Below are 16,044 nucleotides of genomic sequence, written 5' to 3' on the forward strand. Positions count from 1 at the left end.
CCCTACCCCATCTCCACCGGCAACCAATCCGCCACCCTTCCCACCACCCCCAACCGCCGCCGCACATCCGTGTAATCCCTCTCCCCCCGCACGATCTTCGCCACCGCCCCCCAGAACCTCGGGCTGCGAGCCGGCAGCGTGTAGCAGGCACGGGGCATCCAGAGGTAGATGTGCGCCCACCGCCGCGCATCCAGCAGCGTCGGCATCAGCTCCGCATCGATCCGCGCCTCGTAAGCCAGTTCACCGCGCGCTCCTGCAACCTGGTGGTCCACGATCGCCTGCGCCGCGATCTGCCCGCTGCGCAATGCCCAGTGGATCCCCTCCCCGGTGAACGCCTCCACCAGCCCGGCCGCATCGCCCGCCAGCAGCGCCCGCCCCTTCTGGATCGGCGCGCCCACCGGCCGCAGCGGCAGCACGAAGCCCACCGTGCGCAGCACCCGCATCGGCCCGGGCAGCTGGTAGGCCAGGTGTCGCCTGCCGTAGTCCTTCAGCTGCTTCGCCGGGCGGGAGTTCGTCGAGAAGCAGCCGACGCCCACGTTCAGGTGGTCGTCCTTGGGGAACACCCACCCGTAGGAGCCGTGCAGCGTGCCGATGTCGAGCGCCATGCGGTCGTGCCAGCGGTCCATGGTCTTCGCGTCGACCGCGATGTCCTGTTCGGTCGCAGGCAGCAGGTGGCGTTCCTGCATCAGCCCGAGCGAGCGGGCCACCGGTCCGGCCGCGCCATCGGCGCCGACCAGGTAGTCGGCCTCGAAGGTGTCGTGCGTGGTGCGTACGACCACGCCGCCGTCGGTCGCTTCGACGGACTTCACCGACAGCCCGTCCTTCAGTTCGACCTGCCCCGTGGCCAGCGCGCGTTCCACCAGCCAGGCGTCGAACCGGCTGCGCTGGAACATGTGCACCAGCGGCTGGCCGATGGGCATCGTGGTAGACGCCTTCAGCCGCCAGTGCAGGTCGACGGTGCCGATCGTGCGTTCGGCCAGGGGCGTGAGGTCCACGCCCAGTGCGCGTGCCGCCTTCCAGGTGACGCCGCCGCCGCAGGTCTTCGGCCGCGGCAGGCGTTCGCGTTCGATCAGCAGCGTGCGTCGCCCCGCCCTGCCCAGTGCCTCGGCGGCGACGGCGCCGGCCGGGCCAGTGCCGACGACGATCGCATCGTATCGGATGCTCATGGTTGTCCTCTGCCTTCGGCCAGCAGTGCGAACGATGCCAGCCAGTGGGTTGCGACATAGTCGCCGTCGAGCGCAGCCGACAGCGAGGCCTGGCGGTGCGCGTCGATCGCGCGCGCCATCGGCTCCTGGAGTTCCTGGGGCAGCCCCGGCCGCAGCGCCTGCCAGCACCAGGCGCGCGAGAGGTTGAGCCCGTGCAGATGCACGATGCGTGCGTCGGTAGCATCGCCCACCGCCACCGGCAGCAGCCAGTGGCCAAGCGACGCGGGGCCGGGCGCGAACCGGTGCCACCAGTCGGCGAAGTCGCAGCCGTCGAGCAGCCGGTGCATCAGCACTGCCTCGCACAGGCCGGCCGACAGGAAATCCTCGCCGCCGGGTTCGTACTGCGCGGGGTAGGCGTGGTCGCGGCCGTACCAGCGATGGGCCGCCTGCGTGATCGCATGCTGCAGCGCCGGGTGGCCGCAGGTGCGTGCATGGTCGAGCGCGAGCACGCAGGCGAACGCGGTGTTCGAATGGGTGCCGGTGCGCACCGGATGGCCGAGGCGCGGCAGGAAGTCGACCATCGACTGCGCGATGCGCAGCGCGAGTGGCTCGAGCAACGCCCGCCAGCGCGCGACCGCCGGCTGCAGGCTGTCGGGCAGCGCTCCGGGAAGCGCCCCCGTCAGCGCGGTGTCGGTGGCAAGCCGATACAGCTCCGCCTGCAGTTCCAGCAGCCAGCCCCAGCCATACGGACGTTCGAACGACCCATAGCCAGGCCGATCGAACACCGCCGCTTCGCCTGCCACCGCCGCCTCGCTGAACGTGCGATCGAAGTGCCCGACGATCGCCTCGCCCTGCCCCGCATCCAGCGCATCGCCATGCAGGTGCAGCAGCCGCAGCAGGCTCCAGTGCATGTGCACGCACGAGTGCCAGTCGTAGCTGGTGTGGAACAGCGGATGGCGCTCGCGCGGCACGGCGAAGTCGTGCTCGTCCGCCATGAGCACGTCCGGCCGGTACGGCCATTCGCGCGCGAGGCTGTCCAGGGCCACTCGGCACAGCGCAGCGGCCGGCAGTGCGTCCGTTGCAGCCATGCTCAGAACGTCCCCGCCAGCAGCAGCGCCACCCCGCCCACCACCATGCCGATGCCCGCCCACTCGCGCCACCCGCTGCGTTGCGCGAACACCCGGCGCGAGATCAGCGCGGCGAACACGACTTCGATCAGTCCGACGGTGCGCACCGCCGCCGCGGTCTGCAGCGAGAAAGCGAGGAACCAGCACTGCGAGGCGCTCGCGCCGAGGAAGCCGGCGAGCAGCGACGGCTTCCAGGCGCGCACCAGCGCGGTCAGCCGGCCCGGCTCGCGCAGCCGCAGGTAGAGCGAGAGCAGCACCACCTGCAGCACCAGTGCGAGCACCAGCGCCAGCGTCGCTCGTCCGTAGAACGGATCGTCGCCCAGCGCCAGCACCGCACCGCGGTAGCCGACTACCGACATCGAGAACATGCTGCCGGTGGCGATGCCGAGCAGCGCCGCGCGCCAGGCCGAGAAGCCCGGTTCAGCGCCCTCTGCCGCCGGCGCCTTCTTCCACGACATCAGCACCACGCCGGCGGTGGCCACCAGCACACCGGCGATCGCCTGCAGCCCCAGCCGGTCGCCGAGGAACACGAATCCGTACAACGCGATCTGCACCGGCTCGGTCTTGATGTACGCGGTGCTCACGACGAACGATCGCTGCTGCATCAGCACCAGCATCATCGCGGTGGCCAGCACCTGGGTCAGCGCGCCGAGCACGAGCCAGGCCCAGAACGCGGGCCCCATCTGCGGGTCGCGGATGCCGCCCAGCGCGGCCACCACCGCGAGGAACACGCAGGCGAACGGCAGGCCGTACAGGAAGCGCACGTGGGTGGCCCCGGCGGTGCCGACGGTGCCGATCAGGCTGTGCTGCATGGCGTTGCGCAGCGTCTGGCCGGCGGCGGCGGCGACGGTGCAGGCGACCCAGAGCGAACCCGGCACGATCATGCGGCGCTCCCGGCAATGCGCAGATGCATCATCCGGAACTGCCAGCGGGCGGGGCGGCCTGCGCGCCGGGTGCAGGTGCGGAAGCGGCCGCCGGCGCTGCCTCGGCAGTCGGCGCGACCGAGGAAGCTGCCCCGGACGATGGCGCTTGCAGCTGGTCGCGCAGCGCACGCACCTCGTCGCGCAACATCCGGATGTCGTTGTGCATCTCGCGCCGCAGCCGTGTCTCGTCCTGGCCGACGATCATGGTCACCAGGGTCGCGGTCAGCAGGGACAGCATGGCGAAGCCGAGCAGCACCATCACCGCCGCCCACAATCGCGCGGCGGTGGTGGTAGGCACGAAGTCGCCGTAACCCACGGTGGTGCCGGTAGCGAAGGCAAGCCAGACGCCGTCGCCGAACGTGTTCACGGTCGGCTCGAGCACGTAGAAGCCGGCACCGCCGACCAGCACCGACACGATCGCGAACGCGAACACCAGGGGCAGCGCATCGGGCGAATAGAGTGTGCGCAGCGACCCCAGCACGCGCACCAGCATCATCCCGACCACCGCCACCCTTGCGAACCGGGCGAGCACCAGCCATCCGGACTCGGCGCCGGTCAAGCTCACGACTGCGGCAGCGATGATCAGCACATCAAGCCAGTTGCGTATCAGGTAGCGCCGGCGCTGGCGCACCACATGCAGCATCCAGCCCAGCTCGAGCACGAATGCGAGCAGGATGAACAGGTCGACCGCATGCGCCACCGTGCGCAGCAGCGGATCGACCGACCCATCGTCGATGAACGCGGCCGGCAGTGCGATCAGCGCGACCACGATCATCACCGGATGCAGCCGGCGCTCCCACAGATAGGCACGCGGGTTGTCGTGCGCCGGCACCCCGCCGACGCCTGCCAGGCCGGCCATCCAGCGTAAGCCTTGTCGGGGCATGGCGCCGAGTCCCCCGTCGCCGGCGGTCAGTTGCCGGCGATGGTCATGTTGTCGATCAGGATCGAACCCGTGGTCTTCGAGCCGCGCTTGAGCACGTCGGTGCCGATCTCGACGATGCCGCGGAACATCTCCTTCAGATTGCCCGCGATGGTGATCTCGTGCACCGGATAGGCGATCGCGCCATCCTCGACCCAGAAGCCGGCAGCACCCCGCGAATAGTCACCGGTCACTGAATTGACGCCGCTGCCGAGCAGTTCGGTCACCACCAGCCCACGGCCCATCTTCTTCAGCAGGCCGTCGAAGTCCAGAGTGCCGCTCTCCAGCACCAGATTGTGACTGCCACCGGCATTGCCGGTGCTTTGCATGCCGAGCTTGCGCGCCGAATAGGTGCCGAGGAAGTAACCCTGCACGACGCCGGCGGTGACCACGTCGCGCGTGGTGGTGGCCACGCCCTCGTCGTCGAACGGCGCGCTCGACAGGCCACGCGGCACGTGCGGCGCCTCACGCAGGTTGAAGTTCGACGAGAACACCTGCGTGCCGAGGCTGTCGAGCAGGAAGGACGACTTGCGGTACAGCGAGCCGCCGGACACGGCACCGACGAAATGCCCGATGAGGCCGCCGGCCAGCGTCGAATCGAACAGCACCGGAGCCTGCAGCGTGTCGAGCTTGCGCGCGTCCAGGCGGCGCACCGTGCGCTCTGCCGCGCGCCGGCCGACCGACTCCGCCGAATCGAGCTCGTCTTCGCGCCGCGCCGCGGTGTACCAGTCGTCGCGCTGCATCTCGTCGCCCGTCCCGCCGATCACCGAGCACGACAGGCTGTAGCGCGAGGTCGGATAGCCACCGACGAAGCCGTTGGAGTTGGCATGGATGAAGTGCCACTGCTGGGTGTAGATGTTCGAGCCTTCGGAATTCGTGATGCGCGGATCGAAGTCGAGCGCGGCCGCCTCGCAGCGGCTGGCGATCTCGATCGCCGTCTCGACCGATACGTCCCACGGGTGGTACAGGTCGAGTTCAGGCAGCGCCACCGGATGGCGATGTGCATCGGGCAACCCGGCGCAGTCGTCCTCGCCGGTGTAGCGCGCAATGGTCAGCGCTGCCTCGACCGTGTCGCGGATCGCTTTCGGGGTGAAGTCGGAGGTGCTGGCCGAACCCCGCTTCTGGCCCAGGTAGACCGTGATGCCGAGCGACTTGTCGCGCGTGTACTCGATCGTCTCGACCTCGCGCGCACGCACGGTCACTCCCTGGCCGAAACCGTCGTTCACTTCCGCATCCGCCGCGCTGGCACCGAGCATCTTCGCATGGGCGAGCGCGTCTGCGGCGATCTGCTTCAGGGTGTCTTCGGACAGGCTGAATCGGGCATTGCTCATCGTTCGGGGCTCACGCGGGGTTCACGATCTTGCGCTGGAAAGGCGATACTTATGATAACAGTGACCCCATGACCTACCGCACGCACGCGCCGACGTCCGTCCCAGACATGACCGAAACCGATTTCCTGCCACCGCTGCCGCCCAGCAAGACCCGGCTGAAGCAGGCTGCGCACGACCTGCAGGCACTCGGCGCGCGTCTGGTAGACCTGCCGAAGGACAGGCTGCAGGGGCTCGGACTGCCCGAGACGCTGTACGACGCGGTGCGCGAATGCCAGTCGATCACTCGTCACGAGGCGCGTCGGCGCCAGTTGCAGTACATCGGACGACTGATGCGCGATATCGATCCAGCCGCGATCGAGGCCCAGTTCTCGATCTGGGACGGCACATCCGCGGCCGAGGTCGCGTTGCAGCATTCGATCGAGCGCTGGCGCGACCGACTGATGGACGACGCCACCGCTGCGTCTGCGCTGACCGAGCTGGCGGCAGCCCATCCTGGCTGCGACGTCCAGCAGCTGCGCACCCTGATGCGCAATGCCCGGCGCGAGTTCGCGCAGAAAAGGCCGCCGCGCAGCCACCGCGAGCTCTTCCGCGCGCTGCGCGCGATCATCGCCACGCCCGCCGCGAGCGACCTGATCGAGGACGAATAGCCGCTGGCAGCGGCACGATGCAGGACCGCGCACCGTGCTTGCGACATCAAGGCACCCGATGCAGCCGGTTTCACCGAAGCACGCCGACCAGATGGAATCCAAGGAGCCACGCAAGTCCACGCCCACGCAGTCCGACGCCCTGGATTCGCGCGGTGAACGGCAGCGCATCCTGGTCGTCGACGACAACCCGCTGAACGTGCAGGCGCTCTATCACACGTTCTCCGGCGACCACCAGGTCTTCATGGCGAAGAGTGGCGAGGCAGCCCTCACGGTATGCCGGGACAGACAACCCGATCTCGTACTGCTCGACGTGGTGATGCCAGGGCTGGACGGGTACCAGACCTGCGAACGGCTGAAGGCCGACCCGGCCACGCGCGACATCCCGGTGATCTTCGTCACCGGGCAGGACGACAGCGCGGCGAAAGTGCGCGGCCTCGCGGCGGGCGCGGTCGACTTCATCGTCAAGCCTTTCAACCCGGCGATCGTCCGGGCACGCGCAAAGGCGCACCTGACGATCAAGCGACAGGCCGACCTGCTGCGCGAGCTGACCCGCACCGATGCACTCACCGGCGCCGCGAACCGGCGCTGCTTCGACGAACGGCTCGAGCAAGAGTTCGCGCGCGCGCAGCGCAACGGCACGTCGCTCGCAATGCTCATGATCGACGTCGACCGGTTCAGGCAATACAACGAGCACTACGGACGCCAGGCCGGCGACGACTGCCTGCGGCTGATCGCAGCTGCCCTGCGCGGGCGGATACAGCGCGCCGGCGACACGTTCGCGCGCTACAGAGGCGACGCGTTCGCGTGCATCCTGCCGGACACCTCTGCCGCGGGTGCGCTCGCACTGGCACAAGCGCTGGAGAGTCGGATACGCGCACTCGATATCCCGCATGCCGGCTCCGATATCGCTGGGGTGTGCACGATAAGCCTGGGCGCAGCCGCCAGTTCGCCGGGTGCAGAGTCGCTTCGGGATCTGCTCGCGCTGGCCGAAGCCGGGTTACGCCGGGCACAGATGAATGGCCGCGGCCGCGCCGCCATGCCCGACGAGGACGGCACCGGCTTGCGCGAGGCGCGTGCACCATCGGCGACCATCGGCCGCTGAACTTTACGCAGAAGCCTGCAGGGCAGAGGCGCGTTGACGGCCCGCGGGCTTCTGCGTAACGTCCGGCTGCATCGGACTTCGAGGCAGCGGCAACGACCGCCGCCCGACCCTACCAGGAGGCGCAACAATGAGCGATTCCGCCGGCACCTGCCATTCACCCCGCACGTCACCCGTACTGGCGGCGACCCTGCTGGGGCTCGCCGTACTCGCGGATGCGCCGGCCGCTGCAGCGCAGCCCTCGCCCGCACAGGCATGGCCGGCAAAACCGCTGCGGCTGGTGATTCCGTTCGCGGCCGGCGGCACCACGGACAACATCGGCCGTCTGGTCGCGCAGCGTCTGGCAGAACCTCTCGGCCAGACGGTGGTGGTCGACAACCGGCCGGGCGCGGGCGGCATGATCGGCGCCGATCTCGTGGCCAAGGCACCACCCGACGGCTACACGATGCTGATGATGACCATTGCCTTCCCGATCAATGCAGGGATGCGCAAGGACCTGTCTTTCGACCCGATCCGCAGCTTCGCACCGGTCACGCAGCTGGTGTCGCTGCCACTGATGCTGGTCGTACATCCCTCGCTGCCGGTGAAGACGGTGAAGGAACTCGCAGCACTCGCCCGGGCACGGCCCGGGCAGCTGACCTACGCCAGCTCCGGCCATGGCACCTCGCCGCACATGGCGGCGGCGATGTTCACCTGGCTCACGAAGACCGACATGATCCACGTGCCCTACAAGGGCAATGCGCCGACCCTGACCGACCTGCTCGGCGGGCAGGTATCGATGACGTTCGGCATCGCGCACCAGTTCCTGCCGCACGTGAAGACCGGCAAGCTGCGCGCGATCGCGGTGACCACCGCGAAGCGTACCGCGTTCGCGCCCCAGCTTCCCACCGTCGCCGAGAGCGGACTCGAGGGCTACGAGATCAGCGCGTGGCAGGGCATCCTCGCCCCGGCCGGTACCGCGAAGGAGATCACCGGCCGCATGAGCAGCGAGATCGGCCGTATCCTGCGCCAGCCCGATGTCGTGGAGAGGCTCACGGCCGAGGGCGCTGAACCGGTGGCAAGCACGCCGGAAGCCTTCGGGGAATACCTCCGCGCCGAGCTCGCGCGCTGGAGCCGGGTCGGACGGGAAGCCGGCATCCGGATCGAATAGGGCACGTACGGGCGATCCCGATTACGATCGCAGGCTCGTCATTGCTTCGATCCCGATTATGGCCGACTCTTTACCAGACTCCTCGCCCGTCCCGCCGCGCACGCTGCGCATCGGCCTCGTCTCCGTCAGCGACCGGGCCTCGCGCGGCGTCTACGAAGACCTGGGCATCCCCGCGCTGCATGAATGGTTCACCGCCGCGCTCGCATCGCCATGGACCACGGTCACGCGGCTGATCCCGGACGAGCGTCCGCTGATCGAGGCGGCGCTGGTCGAACTCGTGGACATCGAACGCTGCGACCTGGTGCTGACCACCGGCGGCACCGGCCCGGCGAAGCGCGACGTGACACCCGAGGCTACGCTCGCGATCGGCGATCGCGAGATGCCCGGCTTCGGCGAGCAGATGCGGCAGATCAGCCTCAGGTTCGTCCCTACCGCGATTCTGTCGCGGCAGGTCGCAGTGATCCGCGGCGAAGCGCTCATCATCAACCTGCCGGGCCAGCCGAAATCGATCCGCGAGACGCTCGAGGGCCTGAAAGATGGCGACGGCAAGCCGGTCGTGCCAGGCATCTTCGCCGCGGTTCCCTATTGCGTGGATCTGATCGGCGGACCGTACATCGAAACCAACGAGGCGGTGGTCAAGGCCTTCCGCCCGAAGAAGAAGTAGGGGACACCATGCCGGCGCCGACCGAACTGCTTGAAACGATCGAACTCGCCACCGGGCCGAAAGGCTCGATTCCGCAGGCCGCGGTAATCTGGATGCACGGGCTGGGCGCCGATGGCCACGACTTCGAGGCGATCGTGCCCGAGTTGCGGCTGCCACCGTCTCTGGCGGTGAACTTCGTGTTCCCGAATGCGCCGATGCAGCCGGTGACGATCAACAACGGCCATGTGATGAGGGCCTGGTACGACGTGGCCTTCGGCGACCTCGAAGGCCGCTCGCGCCGTCCGGACGAGGCCGGCGTACGCGCGTCGATCGCACACATCGAAAGCCTGATCGAGCGCGAGGTACGGCGCGGCGTGGCACCGGAACGGATCGCGATTGCAGGCTTCTCCCAGGGCGGCGCGATCGCGCTTGCGACCGGCCTGCGCCATGCCCGCCGCCTGGCCGGGATCATGGCGCTGTCGACCTACCTGCCGCTGGGAGAATCGCTGCCGGCCGAAGCCGCCGAAGCCAACCGGCAGGTGCCGGTCTTCTTCGCGCACGGCACGCTGGATCCCGTCATTCCGATCGAGATGGCGAGCGCGTCGGTCGAACGGCTGCAGGCACTCGGCTACCCGGTCGAATGGCACGAATACCGGATGCCGCACTCGGTGCACCCCCAGGAGGTAGTCGATATCCGCGACTGGCTGGTCAGGGTTCTGGCTGGCTGAGGCGGCCGCTCCGACAGCCCAGACAGTTCAGGCAACCGCGACGCGGTGCACCTTGAAGCGGGCGATGTCGACGTCATCCCCCGCCTCCAACAGGCGTGAAGCGACCAGCAGATAGGGCTTGCCCTTGATCTTGACGATGAAGCGGACGCTGCTCGAGAAGGCGCCGACCTCGAGCGCCAGGTCGACTTCACCGTTCTCGTCCGGGCGCTCCGACAGCAGCAGCGCGTGCAGCGGCCCGGCGTCGACCGTCGGATCCCGCGGCTCGGGCATGAGTTCGACCGGCAGCGCGGCTGGTGCAAGCAACTGCACCCCGACATGGTGGTCGGTCTCGCTTGCGCGGTTGATCCGGCGCACGACGCCGATACCCCAATATGGCGCCTGTTCCAGCCTGACGCCCACGAACGCACCCAGCTTCACCCAGTCGCCACGCACGTAGCGGATCGTAGCGCCGTAGCCGCCCGGACTCGAGTCGGCGGCCATCCATGTCTCGATGTCGATCGACCGCAGCGGCTCGCGCCGCTCATCGCGCTGGATGATGTCGAGCACCGTCCTGTAGCCGTGGGCAACCATCAGGCGCACGGCACCCGCACGGCGCTCGCGGATGCGTGCTGGCGGGCGTGCGCCGAACTCGCGCAGCAGGTGTTCCAGGGTCGTGATGACCAGCGGCACAGAATGCAATTCCCCGAGGAGCACCGACTCGGGGATCAGTTCTCGCTCCTTCACCACTCGCAGCAGCGAGACGACCTCGGCACGGGCCTTCGAGATGCCGAAGTAGCGCAGGCTGGAAGCTGGCGCCACCGACTTCATGAGCCGTCCCGGCGGACGCCGGGAGGCAAGGTCGATGTAGTGCGTGGTCTCGCCGCTGCGGTCCGTGCTCAGTACGTAGCTGCGCGAGAACCAGGCAATCGCACGCTCGGCGAGCTCCACCTGAGCCGGATGCAGGGTGTCGGTGGAAGCTGCCCCGAGGACCAGAAGACGCAGGTACTCCTGCTGAACCGTCGTGTCGCTGTGCGAGACATCGTAGACACGGATCGGCTGCAGCGCGGAACCACTGGCCTCCGCGAGCGCGAAGGCGCTGGAGGCATGCGACCACATGTACTGCGGCACCGGTCCGTGGCGCAGGAACCGCCACTTCACCTCGGCTCCGAGCGCCCGAATCGCGCGCGCGCAGCAGATCGGCAACATCGCGTCGAAGGTACGAGCCTCCTTCGCATTCGACCGGAAGATCTCGAGGCAGCGCAGGTAGGCCTGTGCAAGCGCGCGCCAGAAGTCTGAGGCGGACTTCCAGAGACGGTTCTCCTGATGGTGCGCCAGGCGTGATGCACCGATGTAGTCGGCGTTGATCCGCCGCTGGTGCGGTTTGGCTGCCTGGTCGAGCAGGTCGATGACCTCGTACAGCCTGACCAGCCGGAAACCCTCGGCGCGCAGCAGGGACTCTAGGTGACCGATGACCTCATCCAGCTGGACGACAGGGTCGCCACCGCGCAGTTCGTTGATGACCTGACGTGCTGTGTGAGGATCGGCCAGCGGGTGGTCCGGCTCGTCGGCAGTCCATCCGAACATCTTGACATCCAATCCGCGTGGGCAGCGGCCCCGCCGCCATGAGAGCTCTCAACGCGTCACGCTAACACCAGGCTGCGCCTGTTTCGAGGGCATATGTCACGGACATCACGGCAGGCTTCGTGCATGCAGGGACGAAATCGGCGCCGGCAGCAACGCCCGGCAACGGCCGCGCACCACATCCACCGAGCGCAGCACGGCCAATCCTGCAATGAAGAACGTGCCGGTGATCAGCATCGCCAGGCGGTGCTCGCCACCGGAAGCCCAGCTCACAAGCCCGTAGCTGACGGGACCGAGGATGGACGCCAGTTTGACCGCGACACCCCACAGACCGAAGAACTCGGCGCGGCGTTCGGCGGGGCTGAAGTAGCCGACCAGTGCGCGCCCTGCGGACTGGCTGGCGCCCAGGCAGATGCCGACCACGTTCGCGGCGATCCAGAACATGCCCGGTCCGGTCGACGCCCAGGCGAGCCCGATCGCGAGCAGCCAGCCGACCAGCGTGATCGCCAGCGTGCGTGCATGTCCGAGCCGGTCCTGCACCTGCCCGAAGACTGCGGCCCCGACCGCCGCAGTGATATTGACCAGCAGGATCAGGCGGATCGTGTCGGCGGTTTCGAACTTCAGGACCTGCTCGGCATAGATGGCGGCCAGTGCCACCACCGTCTGCACGCCAGCCTGGTAACAGACGATGCACCAGAGGAAGCGCCGCAGGTCGGGGAAGCTGCGCAGCGAACGCAGCGACTGGCCGAACTGCGCGAAGGCGGCCCGCCACGGAATCGAACCACCGGCTGCCGGTGGCTGCGTGGCGCTGCGCTCGCGCAGGAACAGGAAGGCCGGCAGCGAGGCCAGCGCGAAGATGACCGCCGTGATCAGCATGCACACGGGCACGAAGGCATCGCCGCCCTGCCCGGCAGCCTGCGCATGCGACACCCAGGCGAGGCTTGCACCCAGACTGACCAGCCCGCCGAGGTAGCCGACCGACCATCCCCAGCCGGACAGCCGCCCGAGCGCTTCCGGCCGTGCGATGTCGGGCAGGAAGGCCCCCGCGAGGTTCTCGCCAAGGCTGAAGAACAGGTTCGACAGCGCCACCAGCACGATACCCAGCCAGATGTCGCCGCGACCGACCAGCGCCAGCGCAGCGGTGAAGAGGACGCAGCCGATGGTGGTGAACACGAGCAGCCGCTTCTTGCAGCCGTACAGATCGGCATAGGTGCCGATCAGCGGGCCGAGCAGGATGGTCGCGGCGTAAGACACCGCGAGCGACATCGTCCACGCGAAGGTCGCCCATGAATGGCCGGCGGCGACCACGCCGACGAAGTAGGCGTTGAACACCGCGGTCACCACCACGGTGGTGTAGCCTGAATTGGCGAAGTCGTACATCGCCCAGGACACCGCCTCGCGCGGGCGCACGCCGGGCGCAAGCTGGTCGGACAGAAACCTCATCGGTGGGATCCGGATCCTGATCTCGCCCCGGCCCGCGCCGGCCCGGGCAGAGACGGACGCCGGCGCGCATCGCGTGCGATCACGCCTGCCCCGACGGCGAGCACCAGGCTCAGGGCTACCGCGAGCGGCGCCAGCCCGGCGACCCCGGCCAGTGCACCGAAGCAGACCGGAACGGTCACTTCGATCGACTTGTTCACCGTCTGGCGCATGCCGATCGCCTCCGCGGCGCGTCCGTCAGGCGCACGCGCGTAGGTCAGCGCCATCGACAGCGGCATGCCGCAGCCGAGCGAGAACCCGAACGCTGCAGCCAGTGCAAGCAGTGGCCAGGGCTGCGCGGTACTGATCAACAGCATGCCGACCAGGGCGGCGCAGCCGAGGGCACCGCAGAGCACCCCCTCTTCTCCGAAACGCGCGACCAGGCGAGGCAGCGCGATGCGCACCAGGAAGGTCGCAGCGGCATAGGTCGCCAGCAGCATCCCGATGAAGGTGGCCGACAGCCCGAGCGATGAACCGTAGAGCGGGATGAACAGCGCGAACAGTTCGTTGCCCGACTCGACGATCGCCGCCGCGATCAGTGCCCGGCGCAGCGCCGGGATCTTCCACAGGTCGCGCACCGACGCGCGCGGCGGGCGTTCCGACGGGGAGAGTGCCTCCGGCGTGCGCGAGCGCAGCCACCAAGCCATGGCCAGCGCGGCGAGCGGAGCCAACGCGAGCAGCAGCGCGGTCGCGCGATGGCCGAACAGGTCGATCGACGCGCCGGTGCCGGCCCGGCCGATCACCCCGGCCAGGGCAACCGCGAGCGCGTAGTAGCTGAAGTTGCGGGTGCGGTCGCTCGTCTCCCCGAGGCTGCCGACCAGGCTCTGCCCGGCGACCGCATAGACCATGAAGAACACGCCGATCAGGGCTGCGCAGGGATACAGCGCCCATAGTCCTGGCGCGAAGAACACCACGGTGATCGCGAGGCCGGCGCCGCCGCAGCCGATCAGCAGCGGCGCCCGCACGCCGATACGGTCGACCCAGCGCCCCGCGCTGATTGCGAAGATCGCCGGCAGGATCGAGAACAGGGCGAAGGTCAGACCCACCTGAACCGGCGAGGCGCCGAAGTCGATGGCGAACAGGGCAAGCAGCAGCTTGGCGCCGATCACCCCCAGGTGGGTGAGCATGACGATCATCGTCACATGGACGATGGTCAACGCCGGCGCTCCAGGATCGATCCGGCAGCAGCACTGCCGACCAGCAGCGCGCCCTTGGCCCAGAACACGAAGAGAAGACCGAGTGCCGCACCCATCGTGCCGAACAGCACGGGGATCGTCATGTGGGTGAGGTTGACGATGGTGAAGCGCACGCCCAGCGCCTCACCCGAGCGCCCAGGCGGCGCGCGGTTGTAGCACATCATCATCGTCAGGGGTTGTCCGCAGCCCACCCCCAGCCCGAGCACGAACGACAGCAGCGCCAACAGCCAGACGCTGCTGACGAACGGGAACAGCAGGTAGGCGATACCCGACAGCAGCAGCGAGCGCACCAGCAACCCGGCCTCGCCGATGCGCTTGATCAGCCAGGGCATGATCGCGCGGATCACGAATGCGGCGGCGGCGAACGTGCCCAGCACGAGTCCGATCGCCGAGGCCGAGAGACCGATCGAGTGGCCGTAGATCGGCAGGAAGAACGAATACAGGTCGAAGCTGGCCACCGCGATCGCGCTGGTGATGAAGATCGGGCGCAACCCGCGGTTGGACAGCATGCCGAGCAGGTCGGGCTTCTCGACCGGACCATCGGCGCCCGGCTTCGGCGGCAGCGCATCGCGCATACGGTAGAGCATGGCGAGCGTGCCCAGCGGCAGCATCGCCAGCACAAGATACGAAAACCGGTGACCGATCGCATCGATGAGGAAGCCGGCGAGTACTGGCCCGACCAGTTGACCGATCGACACAGCAAGACTGAAGTTGGCGACGTTGCGCGCGCGATCGGCGCCCGTGGCGATGCGGTTGACCAGGCTCTGCATCGGCACGATGAAGTACACGTTCGACAGACCGAGCAGCGCCGCCGAGATCACGAGCCCGATCATGTCGGGCATCAGCACCGGCACCAGCAGCCCTCCGATGACGCCGGCGCTGCCCCAGGCAATCGGCGGCAGGTAACCGACGCGGTCGAGCAACCGTCCGGATGCGACCGAGAGCAGCGTCGGGAACAGCGCATACAACCCGATCAGGATGCCGATCGTTGCCGCGCCCGCGCCAAGCTCGAGCGCGTAGAGGGAAACCACCACGGTGCTGCCCTTGAGTGCGATGATGCAAAGCACGGGCAAGCCGATCGTCAGATACAACACCATCCGGGTCGATGCCTCCCTGGCATCGAAACTTCCACTGCGCGCTCGGCAATCGCGTCTGTCGTGATGGCGATACTAACCGATCGGCCCTGCGCCGCGAAGACCGCCGTAGGGCGCTGTCGCCGGCCACAAACGCAGCCTGGCCCAGCCAGGCGAATGCGCTACTTCTTCGCCGGAGCGGGTGCCGGAGCCACTGCATTCATGAACTTCTCGATCTGGGCGGCCGGGATCATGCCCGACAGCACCGCGCCGTCGGCGAACACCAGCGTCGGGGTCACGGTGAAACCGAGCTTGTCGGACAGCTTGACGACCTGTTCGAGCGGATTGCGACAGGTCGGCTTCGAGACCGGGGCGACCTGCTTCAGCATCCACTCGTCCCAGGCGCGACGGCGATCGCTGGAGCACCAGATCTCGAGCGCGCGGTTGCGCGAGCCGGGCCGCATCTGCTCGACCGGGGTGAGGAAGGTATACACCGTGACGTTGGTGACCTTCTGCAGTTCCTGTTCGAGCTGGCTGCAGAACGGACAGAGCGGATCGGAGAACACGTACAGGATCCGCCTGCCGTCGCCCTTGACGGTCTTGATCGCGGCGTCGAGCGGCAGTTGCTTCACGTCTATCGCGGTGAGCTGGCGCAGGCGCTGGTCGGTGAGGTTGCGGTTGGTCGCCGACTCGATGATCTGGCCGATGATGAGGTAGTTCAGTCCTTCGTCCGCATAGAAGAGACGATTGCCGAACGCGACCTCGTATACGCCCGGCAGCGGGGTCCGGCGGATCTCGCGCACGCGTTCGCCGGGCATCTTCGCCTCGACCAGCTTGCGCAGGTTGTCTTCCGGGGTCTGCGCGGCAGCGACGCCGGAACCTCCCGCCAGCGCCAGCAGGATGGCCAGTATGGGTGCGGCCAGTGCCGCAGCAAGTCGGTTCACGGTATATCCCTCATCTCGAAACGTCCATCGTGCAACATCCGCCCGGGGCGCACACGGCTTGCGCAGCGGACGCGTGTCTG

At 68.3% G+C, this 16,044-nt stretch carries 15 protein-coding genes; 5 read left to right on the forward strand and 10 right to left on the reverse strand.

Annotated features, from left to right (window positions below):
* Positions 1-2 precede the first annotated feature (2 nt).
* Genes ING98_09995 through pmbA form a run of 5 tightly spaced genes read right to left on the reverse strand, consistent with a single transcriptional unit; the run spans position 3 to position 5,445 of the window.
* Positions 3-1,166 (reverse strand): geranylgeranyl reductase family protein, encoded by a 1,164-nt coding sequence (locus tag ING98_09995; GenBank protein MCA3102195.1) that lies wholly within the window; start codon positions 1,164-1,166, stop codon positions 3-5.
* Positions 1,163-2,233 carry a DUF2891 domain-containing protein gene (locus tag ING98_10000; protein ID MCA3102196.1) on the reverse strand — a complete coding sequence of 357 codons (1,071 nt, stop codon included), beginning with the start codon at positions 2,231-2,233 and terminating at the stop codon, positions 1,163-1,165. The genes ING98_09995 and ING98_10000 overlap by 4 nt, the downstream gene beginning before the upstream one ends.
* A 2-nt stretch (positions 2,234-2,235) precedes the next feature.
* Complete coding sequence (locus tag ING98_10005; protein MCA3102197.1) at positions 2,236-3,156, reverse strand: DMT family transporter; 921 nt, start codon at positions 3,154-3,156, stop codon at positions 2,236-2,238.
* A 28-nt stretch (positions 3,157-3,184) separates the two neighbouring features.
* Positions 3,185-4,054, reverse strand: a complete 870-nt coding sequence (locus ING98_10010; protein ID MCA3102198.1) for a potassium channel family protein — start codon at positions 4,052-4,054, stop codon at positions 3,185-3,187.
* Between the two features lie 50 nt (positions 4,055-4,104).
* On the reverse strand, positions 4,105-5,445 hold the full coding sequence (gene pmbA / locus ING98_10015; GenBank protein MCA3102199.1) for a metalloprotease PmbA: 1,341 nt from the start codon (positions 5,443-5,445) through the stop codon (positions 4,105-4,107).
* A 107-nt stretch (positions 5,446-5,552) separates the two neighbouring features.
* Between pmbA and ING98_10020 the strand changes: the two genes are divergently transcribed.
* From ING98_10020 to ING98_10040, 5 genes are all read left to right on the forward strand, one after another.
* On the forward strand, positions 5,553-6,092 hold the full coding sequence (locus ING98_10020; protein ID MCA3102200.1) for a DUF615 domain-containing protein: 540 nt from the start codon (positions 5,553-5,555) through the stop codon (positions 6,090-6,092).
* A gap of 91 nt (positions 6,093-6,183) precedes the next feature.
* Positions 6,184-7,194: a diguanylate cyclase gene (locus tag ING98_10025; GenBank protein MCA3102201.1), complete on the forward strand. Its 1,011-nt coding sequence runs from the start codon at positions 6,184-6,186 to the stop codon at positions 7,192-7,194.
* A 127-nt stretch (positions 7,195-7,321) separates the two neighbouring features.
* The gene (locus tag ING98_10030; GenBank protein MCA3102202.1) at positions 7,322-8,341 is read left to right on the forward strand and encodes a tripartite tricarboxylate transporter substrate binding protein; all 1,020 of its coding nucleotides are present in this window, start codon (positions 7,322-7,324) and stop codon (positions 8,339-8,341) included.
* Between the two features lie 58 nt (positions 8,342-8,399).
* Positions 8,400-9,005, forward strand: a complete 606-nt coding sequence (gene mog / locus ING98_10035; protein MCA3102203.1) for a molybdopterin adenylyltransferase — start codon at positions 8,400-8,402, stop codon at positions 9,003-9,005.
* An 8-nt stretch (positions 9,006-9,013) separates the two neighbouring features.
* Positions 9,014-9,712, forward strand: a complete 699-nt coding sequence (locus ING98_10040; GenBank protein MCA3102204.1) for an alpha/beta hydrolase fold domain-containing protein — start codon at positions 9,014-9,016, stop codon at positions 9,710-9,712.
* 27 nt (positions 9,713-9,739) lie between these two features.
* On the opposite strand, the gene ING98_10045 is transcribed toward ING98_10040, so the two are convergent.
* The 5 genes from ING98_10045 to ING98_10065 all read right to left on the reverse strand — a co-directional run bounded on the left by ING98_10045 (position 9,740) and on the right by ING98_10065 (position 15,964).
* Positions 9,740-11,275 carry a hypothetical protein gene (locus ING98_10045; GenBank protein MCA3102205.1) on the reverse strand — a complete coding sequence of 512 codons (1,536 nt, stop codon included), beginning with the start codon at positions 11,273-11,275 and terminating at the stop codon, positions 9,740-9,742.
* Positions 11,276-11,380: 105 nt separating this feature from the next.
* Positions 11,381-12,652: an MFS transporter gene (locus ING98_10050; protein ID MCA3102206.1), complete on the reverse strand. Its 1,272-nt coding sequence runs from the start codon at positions 12,650-12,652 to the stop codon at positions 11,381-11,383.
* A gap of 59 nt (positions 12,653-12,711) precedes the next feature.
* Positions 12,712-13,908: an MFS transporter gene (locus tag ING98_10055; GenBank protein MCA3102207.1), complete on the reverse strand. Its 1,197-nt coding sequence runs from the start codon at positions 13,906-13,908 to the stop codon at positions 12,712-12,714.
* Complete coding sequence (locus tag ING98_10060) at positions 13,905-15,044, reverse strand: MFS transporter (GenBank protein ID MCA3102208.1); 1,140 nt, start codon at positions 15,042-15,044, stop codon at positions 13,905-13,907. Before ING98_10060 ends, ING98_10055 begins: the two co-directional genes overlap by 4 nt.
* Positions 15,045-15,202: 158 nt before the next feature.
* Positions 15,203-15,964, reverse strand: coding sequence for a DsbC family protein (locus ING98_10065; protein MCA3102209.1), 762 nt, complete (start codon positions 15,962-15,964; stop codon positions 15,203-15,205).
* Positions 15,965-16,044: the final 80 nt, after the last annotated feature.

It is taken from the genome of Rhodocyclaceae bacterium (assembly GCA_020248265.1).
In the GTDB taxonomy this organism is placed as follows: Bacteria; Pseudomonadota; Gammaproteobacteria; order Burkholderiales; family CAIKXV01; genus CAIKXV01.

What these genes read in the sequence shown, in the direction of transcription:
- ING98_10045 (MCA3102205.1), bottom strand. Translation starts at nt 11,275, where the DNA reads ATGTTCGGATGGACTGCCGACGAGCCGGACCACCCGCTGGCCGATCCT.
- ING98_09995 (MCA3102195.1), bottom strand. Translation starts at nt 1,166, where the DNA reads ATGAGCATCCGATACGATGCGATCGTCGTCGGCACTGGCCCGGCCGGC.
- ING98_10050 (MCA3102206.1), bottom strand. Translation starts at nt 12,652, where the DNA reads ATGTACGACTTCGCCAATTCAGGCTACACCACCGTGGTGGTGACCGCG.
- ING98_10060 (MCA3102208.1), bottom strand. Translation starts at nt 15,044, where the DNA reads ATGGTGTTGTATCTGACGATCGGCTTGCCCGTGCTTTGCATCATCGCA.
- pmbA (MCA3102199.1), bottom strand. Translation starts at nt 5,445, where the DNA reads ATGAGCAATGCCCGATTCAGCCTGTCCGAAGACACCCTGAAGCAGATC.
- ING98_10005 (MCA3102197.1), bottom strand. Translation starts at nt 3,156, where the DNA reads ATGATCGTGCCGGGTTCGCTCTGGGTCGCCTGCACCGTCGCCGCCGCC.
- ING98_10010 (MCA3102198.1), bottom strand. Translation starts at nt 4,054, where the DNA reads ATGGCCGGCCTGGCAGGCGTCGGCGGGGTGCCGGCGCACGACAACCCG.
- mog (MCA3102203.1), top strand. Translation starts at nt 8,400, where the DNA reads ATGGCCGACTCTTTACCAGACTCCTCGCCCGTCCCGCCGCGCACGCTG.
- ING98_10040 (MCA3102204.1), top strand. Translation starts at nt 9,014, where the DNA reads ATGCCGGCGCCGACCGAACTGCTTGAAACGATCGAACTCGCCACCGGG.
- ING98_10030 (MCA3102202.1), top strand. Translation starts at nt 7,322, where the DNA reads ATGAGCGATTCCGCCGGCACCTGCCATTCACCCCGCACGTCACCCGTA.
- ING98_10020 (MCA3102200.1), top strand. Translation starts at nt 5,553, where the DNA reads ATGACCGAAACCGATTTCCTGCCACCGCTGCCGCCCAGCAAGACCCGG.
- ING98_10000 (MCA3102196.1), bottom strand. Translation starts at nt 2,233, where the DNA reads ATGGCTGCAACGGACGCACTGCCGGCCGCTGCGCTGTGCCGAGTGGCC.
- ING98_10025 (MCA3102201.1), top strand. Translation starts at nt 6,184, where the DNA reads ATGGAATCCAAGGAGCCACGCAAGTCCACGCCCACGCAGTCCGACGCC.